Raw genomic sequence first — 5,249 nt, forward strand, 5'->3', positions numbered from 1 at the left:
CGCGCCGAGGTTGATCATCCAGTAGTAGATGCCGAAGCCGATCGCCGAGGTTTTCTCGTCGGTCGTCCGCGCCAGCGTGCCGGAGATGATCGGCTTGAACAGCCCCGCGCCGAGCGCCATCAGCAGCAGGAAGACGAAGACCACGCCGTACGACGACGCGCCGCCCGCGGCGAAGTACCCCGCGGCGAGCAGCGAGAAGGCGACGAGGAGCATCCGCCGGTAGCCGTAGCGGTCGGCGAGCGCGCCGCCGAGGATCGGCACGACGTAGACCGCGGCGTAGACGACCGACTGCAGGAAGCCGACCGCCTGGACGTCGAACTTCAGCTCCGAGACGAGGTAGACGCCGAGGACCGAGTTGAGGCCGTAGTAGGCGGCCCGCTCGAACAGCTCCATCACGTTGGCGAGCCAGAAGACGCGCGGGAAGTCGCGGAGCCGGACGGAGGGCATGCGGGTCCTTTCCTCGGATGGCGGGCCGCCCATTCTACCCGGGCGCGCTGCTACAATCGCCGCCCATGAACGAACCTGTCGAAGCGCCCCCCGTCGCCGGCCTTCCCGAAAACGCCCATCGCCCGCTCCGCTCGGGCGAGACCTACGAGCCGGTCGTCCCCGCCGCGGCCGCGCCGCCGGAGTTCACGCGGCGCGCCCTCTTCCTCGGCCTCGGGATGACGGTCCTCTTCTCCGCCGCCGCGGCGTACATCGCGCTCAAGCTCGGCCAGGGGATCGAGACGGCGATCCCGATCGCCATTCTCGCGGTCGGCTACTCGGCGCTGGTCCGCCGTCCTTCGACGCTGCTGGAGAACCTGCAGGTCGTGGCCCTCGGCGCGACGGCGGGGATCGTCGTCGGCGGTTCGGTCTTCGTCATGCCGGCCTTCTTCCTGCTCGACCTCGACCAGCGGACCGGCTTCGCCCAGATCTTCCTCGTGCCGTTCCTCGGCGCCACGCTCGGCGTGCTCTTCCTCATTCCGTTCCGGCGGTACTTCGTCGCCGACATGCACGGCAAGCTGCCGTTCCCCGAGGCGACCGCCTCGACCGAGGTCCTCGTCGCCGGCGAGCGGGGCGGCGAGTCGGCGCGCGTGCTGCTGGCGGCGCTCGGCGGCGGCTTCGCGCTCGACTACCTCGCGCTCGGCTTCAAGACCTGGACCGACAACTTCACCAGCGCCCTGCTCCCGCTCGGCGACGCGCTGGCCCGCAAGGTCAAGGCGGTCTTCACGCTCAACACCTCCGCGGCGGTGCTCGGCCTCGGCTACATCGTCGGCGTCCGCTACGCCTCGATCATCTGCGCCGGCTCGTTCCTCTCCTACCTCGTCCTCGTGCCGCTGGTGGCGCGGATCGGCGGGCAGGTCGCCGGGCCGCTCTTCCCCGGCCTGCCGGCGGTCGCCGACCTCGACGCGGCCGGCATCTTCACCAACTACGTCCGGCCGATCGGCATCGGCGGGATCTTCGCCGCCGGCCTGATCTCGATCGGCAAGATGAGCCCGGTGATCGTGGAGGCGATCCGCCAGGTCTTCGGCCAGATCCGCAAGCGGGGCGCGGAGCGGGCGGGCGAAGAGAAGCCGCGCACCGACCGCGACGTGCCGATGACGACGGTCGCGCTGCTGATCCTCGCCACCGCGGCGGCGATCGGCCTCTACTTCCGCTTCGGCGTCCTCGGCGGCCAACCCGCGGCGGGACTCAAGACGCTCGTCGCGCTGGCGCTGACGCTCGGGATCACCTTCCTCTTCGCCTCGGTCTCCGCGTGGGCGGTGGCGATGATCTCCACCACGCCGATCTCGGGCATGACGATCACGACGCTGATCGTCTCCGCCGTGACCCTCGCCGGGATCGGCCTCTCCGGCCCCGACGGCTCGGTCGCGCTGCTGCTGATCGGCGGCGTCGTCTGCACCGCCCTCTCGATGACCGGCTCGATGGCCACGCTGATGAAGATGGGCTACTGGCTCGGCGGCACGCCGAAGCGGATCCAGGCCTCGCTGATCCTCGGCTCGGCCCTCGCCTCGATGACCGTGACGGCGGTGATCATCCTCTTCGCGCACACCAAGGGCTACGTCGTCGGCCCCGGCCACCCCGAGCCGATGCCGGCGCCGCAGGCGAACGCGATGGCCGCGGTCGTCCGCTCCGTGATGGCCTCGGCCGGCGCGCCGTGGTTCCTCTACGGACTCGGCGCCGTGATCGCGGTGATCGTGGAGATGGTCGGCGTCTCGGCGCTGGCCTTCGCCCTCGGGATGTACCTGCCGCTCGAACTGAACACGCCGATCCTCGGCGGCGCGCTCGTCGGCTGGTTCATCCAGCGCAGCGCGAAGGGGAACGAGCGGCTGGAGAAGGCGCGCAACGACCGCGGCACGCTCGTCGCCTCGGGCTTGATCGCCGGCGGCGCCTTGGCCGGCGTCCTCGACGGCGTCGTCGCCGGCGTCGAGCAGACGTTCCACCTCGAGTGGTTCGACGGCCACATGCTGCCGCACCTGCCGTGGAACGCCGAGACCGCGAACATCCTCGGCCTCGTCGTCTTCCTCGCCCTCGCCTACATCGTCTACCGCGACGCGCGCCGCGTCCGCGCCTGAGGCGGGACGCGCGCCGGGACTAGACGATCCCGACGCCGCCGCGCGCCGAGACTAGACGATGCGCACGCCGCCGCGCGCCGCGGCGACGACCGGGCCGGGCGCCTGCTCCATCACCGCGAACTCCTCCGGCGTGAGGCAGAGCGGACGGACCGGCGAAACGGCCGCGAGCGCGGCGCGGAGCAGCGCGTTCCGCTCCCGCACAGGCACGCCGCGGAACGCCTCCGCGACGAGCAGCAGCCCCGGCGGACTCGTCCCGATCGCCGCCGGGCGGTCGGGCGGGTCGAAGAGGATCGCCGCGCGCGGATGGAACCGTTCGACGAGCAGCGGCGCCAGTTCGCGCCGCGCCCACTGCACCACCGGATGAAGTTCGTCGAGCATCGACAGATCGTACCCGCCCCGGCGCGCCGAGGCTTGCGTTCCGCGACGCGGGCGCCGCTCTCCGCCGGCCTCGACCGGCGGCGGCCTGCCGTCCGCGACGCGGAACGCCGCCTTCCCCGGCCGCGGCCGGCTACGGCTTGTAGTCCACGACGCGGACCACGATCTCCCCGGCGTCGGGCGGCACGTCCTCGAGCTCGATCCGGAAGGCGCCGGTCTGCCCGGGGACGAGCCGCGGCGGCGCCAAGCGCGCGGTCGCGGTGGCGACGACGGCCCCCGACGGATCGCGCGCCTCGGCGGCGACGTCGATCTCGCCCAGCGGAACCGGCCCGCGGTTGCGCAGCACGCCGCGCACGACGACCGCGGCGCCGTTCCGCTCGACCCGCTTCGACTCCACCGCCAGCAGGCGCGGCAGGCCGCGCTCGCGCAACGCGGCGAGCGTCATCGGTTCCCAATGGGCGAGCGAGAGCGCGGTCAGCGCCTCGCGGTCCGCCTCCTCGCCGCGCCCCGCCGCGTCGAGCAGGAAGGCGCGCAGCGCGTGGTAGTCCGGAACCGCCGCGACCCCCGGATCGGCCAGCGCGCGGCCGATCTCGGCCAGCGCCTCGTCGGTCTTCCCCGCCCGCCCGAGGCACTCCGCCAGCACCGCCCGCGCCTCCGCCTCGGTCGCCGGCGGGAGCCCGCGCGCCAGCGCGGCCCGCGAGTCGGCCTCGGCCTCGGCGCACCGCCCTTGCTGCGCGCGGAGGGCGCCCCGCGTCTGCAGCGCCGCGCCGTCCTGCGGGTCGAGCGCCAGCGCGCGGCCGACCAGTTCCTCGACGGCGGCGTAGGCGCCGCGCGACCAGGCGATCTCCGCCGCCTCGCGCAGGATCGCCGGCGAACGCGGCTGCGCGGCGAGCGCGCGGCGGGCCAACTCGTCGGCCCGCGCGAGATCCCCCGCCTCCCGGCGCCGGCGCATCTCGCGGGCGAGCGCCTCCGGCGGCGCCGTCTCCGGCGAGCCGGCGGCCGCGCGGTCGATCTCCTCCGCCTTGACCAGCAGCGGGCGGACGACCTCGACCGGCACGGCGAAGTTGATGTTCTGCCCTTCGGACAGCGTGAGGGACGACACGCCGACGACACGCCCCTCGACGTCGAGCAACGGCCCCCCCGAACTGCCCGGACTGATCGGCGCCGTCACCTGCACCAGTTCGGGCCCGCGCTCGTCGAGCCGCCGCCGCGCGGAGACGATCCCGTCGGAGACGGTGAAGTCGTAGCCGCGCGGATGGCCGACGGCGACGACGCGCGCGCCGACCGGCGGCGACGCGGCCGCGAGGGGGAGCGGCGCCGCGGCGAACCCGACGACCCGCAGCACGGCGACGTCGGACGGCTCGTCCTCGATCAGCGCCTCGACCGAGGCGAAGACCGCCCCTTCGTAGGTCCGCACGAGCGGCCGCCGCACGCCGCGCAGCACGTGGGCGCTGGTCACGACCAGCCCCGGCGCTCCGGCCGCGAACCCCGCGCCGAACGACGTGTCGCCGCTGCCCTCGACCGTGCCGAGGACCTCCACGACCGACGGACGGACCCGCCGCGCCAGCTCCTCCAGCGGCGTCGCCGCCCCCGGCGGCGCGGGGGCCGCGGCGGACGCGGCGACCGGCGCGCTCCGCGGCGGGGGGGCCGCGGCGGGAGGCGCGGCCGGCGCGCCGGGCGGCGGCGCGGCCGCCGCGAAAAGCGGCAACAACAGCGCGACGATCGTCATTTGCGGCCGCACGGCGGGGCTCCTCCCCGAACAATATAGGGGCGGAGCGTCCCGCCGCGGACGCGCCCCGCGCGGAGGTGTTTGACCTGCGGCGCCAGGGCTGCGACATTTGCCGCAGGAGGGGAGACGGTGGGCGACGCAAAGCGGTTTTGGCGGGAATCGATCGGGGTCGTGGCGCCCGGCGGCGCCGGGACCGCCTCGACCGAGTCCGCGCGGCCGCCGGCCGCCGCCTCCTCCGTGCCGCGCCTCGGCCCGCTGATGGGCGCAGCGCAGCTCGCGCAGATCAACGCCGCGCTCGGCCGCCTGCCGATCGGCAGCATCGCCTTCGCCGACGAGGTCGGCCGCCGCCTGTGGCGCAACCCCGCCGCCGAGGACCTGCGCCTCCTGTCGATCGTCGCCGAGAACGAACCGCTCCTGCCCTCCGGCAGCTCGGCGCGCGAACTCGCCGTCCGCTGCGTGGCGATCCGCCAGCGCTCCGAGCGCCTGGCGGAGCAGGGGCGCCGCGCCGCGCTCGACCCGGCGCCGCTGCAGTTCCGCGCCGCCGAATGGTCGCGGCTCGCGCGGTCGCTGCGCGAAGGCCGGCCGGTCGT

At 74.7% G+C, this 5,249-nt stretch carries 5 protein-coding genes; 2 read left to right on the forward strand and 3 right to left on the reverse strand.

Annotation, left to right across the window (positions count from 1 at the left end):
- The coding region (locus LLG88_10395; GenBank protein MCE5247309.1) for an MFS transporter at window positions 1-447 on the reverse strand (447 nt) is incomplete at its 3' end.
- A 65-nt stretch (window positions 448-512) separates the two neighbouring features.
- On the opposite strand from LLG88_10395, the gene LLG88_10400 reads away from it, so the two are divergent.
- Window positions 513-2,555 (forward strand): oligopeptide transporter, OPT family, encoded by a 2,043-nt coding sequence (locus LLG88_10400; protein MCE5247310.1) that lies wholly within the window; start codon window positions 513-515, stop codon window positions 2,553-2,555.
- Between the two features lie 51 nt (window positions 2,556-2,606).
- Here the strand turns inward: LLG88_10400 and LLG88_10405 are convergent, their stop codons facing one another.
- Both LLG88_10405 and LLG88_10410 read right to left on the reverse strand, forming a co-directional pair.
- Complete coding sequence (locus LLG88_10405; protein ID MCE5247311.1) at window positions 2,607-2,933, reverse strand: hypothetical protein; 327 nt, start codon at window positions 2,931-2,933, stop codon at window positions 2,607-2,609.
- 130 nt (window positions 2,934-3,063) lie between these two features.
- Window positions 3,064-4,671 carry a trypsin-like peptidase domain-containing protein gene (locus LLG88_10410; GenBank protein ID MCE5247312.1) on the reverse strand — a complete coding sequence of 536 codons (1,608 nt, stop codon included), beginning with the start codon at window positions 4,669-4,671 and terminating at the stop codon, window positions 3,064-3,066.
- Window positions 4,672-4,788: 117 nt separating this feature from the next.
- Between LLG88_10410 and LLG88_10415 the strand changes: the two genes are divergently transcribed.
- Window positions 4,789-5,249, forward strand: a 461-nt coding sequence (locus tag LLG88_10415; GenBank protein ID MCE5247313.1) for a hypothetical protein, incomplete at its 3' end; no start/stop codon positions are given.

The sequence above is a fragment of the bacterium genome (genome assembly GCA_021372775.1).
In the GTDB taxonomy this organism is placed as follows: Bacteria; Acidobacteriota; Polarisedimenticolia; order J045; family J045; genus JAJFTU01.